This is a genomic window from Tunicatimonas sp. (assembly GCF_049647865.1).
Classification (GTDB): domain Bacteria; phylum Bacteroidota; class Bacteroidia; order Cytophagales; family Cyclobacteriaceae; genus Tunicatimonas.
In genome coordinates this window covers 1-1,782 of the sequence record NZ_JBARYM010000874.1, presented here as the reverse complement: position 1 = coordinate 1,782, position 1,782 = coordinate 1, and the positions used below count along the sequence as shown (strand labels likewise).

Sequence of the window (1,782 nt, the reverse complement as noted above, 5' to 3'; positions counted from 1 at the left end):
GGTGCGGACTTACGGATTGCAACTACCATTTTACATATGGTCCACTCAACCGGCAAATTGTAGATTACGCTAAAGAGCAGCAATACTCCATGATTGTGATGGGTACTTCGGGTGTAAAGGATATTTTCGAAGAATATATTGGGAGTAACACCGCCAAAACAATAGATCGGGCTCCCTGTCCGGTGCTCTGCGTACCTACGTCAGCCAACTATCGCGACCCGAAGAAGATTATGTACGCTACTGATTATCAAGAAGAAGATACGGATGCACTATCTCGCTTAACCCTGCTGGCCGAACCGTTTGAGGCTAAACTGCATGTAGTACACATTTGTCAAAATAGAGGCTTGCGAGAGCGGGCTACGCACCAAGCGTTTCAGCAGCATATAAAGGAGGCCTTGCCAACTACTAATCTGACATTCGAAGAAACTGATTGCGAAGAAGATGCCACCCACGGAATAGATCAGTACGCAATCCGGCACGACATGGATATTGTGGCACTACTCTATCATCGTCGGAACTTCTTTGAGCGATTATTTGAGGGCAGCACCGTTAAAGATATTTCTTACTTTGCTACGTATCCAGTATTGGTCTATCGGGAATCGAATCTATCTTATTAACCCATTCATCCCTTCTGTTTCATTACTATAAAGTTTTTACAGAACTATCGAATTAACAATACTGATTTTCAGTGCATTAGGCAAAAAATTAACTCAGAATTTTTAGTGTAACATTTAACCGGCTCATGGTTGAGCTAAATATGCTGAAAATAGAGCGGTCCAAATGAAATGGATTCAAAACTTTAAATCGCTTATAAAAGATACTATTGTTTGAAAAAGTTTCTATGAATAGACCAACTACACCTTGGCAATTTGAGTGCAGTTGCCATCCTTTTTTTACGGCAAAAAAATCAAATGACACAGTAAATCTTACCTTTCATATCAAATGTCATTTTGTCTTACTCAAAAAGAAGAGATATATTAAAAATAAACACATAAAACGTTTATTCCTTCCTAACATCTGTATAAGCCTTATATGATATCTATACCGATGTTGTAAACTATCTAAGGAAACGAATGACCAAGCAAATAGCATTTCTAATTCTAACTTTCATATGCATTAATGTATTTGGGCAAAATGCAGATAAACTAAATGAACAGTCTATTGTGTTGATCGAGCAACAGAAGTTTGACGAAGCAATACCTATTTTAAAGCAAGCAGCTGAACTAGGAAGTGCTGAATCCCAATATAACCTTGGATACTGCTATCAAGCCGGAATCGGGGTTGAATAGAACCTGGATAAAGCAATTGAATGGTATTTAAAATCTGCAAAAAAAGAATTTAACGATGCACTCTACCAAATGATGATGGCCTATGGCAACGGAAGCGGAATTGAGCAAAACATGGATAAAGCTTTCTCTTATGCTTTAAAGTGTGCAGAAAATAATGATGCCACATGCATGTTCAATGTAATTAACTGCTACAAAGAAGGAATAGGTACAGAGATAGATCTTGAAAAGATGCTCGAGTGGGCAATTCGACTTGGAAAACTTGAAAACCCAGAGAACTTATCTAGAAGTGGTAAAATCACTTCTGCTCGTCTGAATTTAGCTACTATGTATAGAGATGGAATAGATGTTAAAAAGGATATGTTTAAAAGCTATCAATGGTTTCTAATATACAATGAGTTCAAAAAAGACTTTTCTTACATTCAACAGCAACAGACGGTAAAAGAAATTCAAGAATTAGAAACAAGTTTGACTGCTGACCAAAAAGCTAATGGAC

3 protein-coding genes are annotated in these 1,782 nt (G+C 37.5%); all 3 read left to right on the top strand.

The features are described 5' to 3' along the window. A partial coding sequence (locus WBA23_RS25095) for a universal stress protein (protein WP_424585024.1) occupies nucleotides 1-617 on the top strand: 617 nt, incomplete at its 5' end. A gap of 456 nt (nucleotides 618-1,073) precedes the next feature. Then, complete coding sequence (locus WBA23_RS25090; RefSeq protein ID WP_424585023.1) at nucleotides 1,074-1,289, top strand: hypothetical protein; 216 nt, start codon at nucleotides 1,074-1,076, stop codon at nucleotides 1,287-1,289. A 69-nt stretch (nucleotides 1,290-1,358) separates the two neighbouring features. After that, on the top strand, nucleotides 1,359-1,782 hold a 424-nt coding region (locus tag WBA23_RS25085; RefSeq protein WP_424585022.1), incomplete at its 3' end, for a tetratricopeptide repeat protein.

What these genes read in the sequence shown, in the direction of transcription:
- WBA23_RS25090 (WP_424585023.1), top strand. Translation starts at nt 1,074, where the DNA reads ATGACCAAGCAAATAGCATTTCTAATTCTAACTTTCATATGCATTAAT.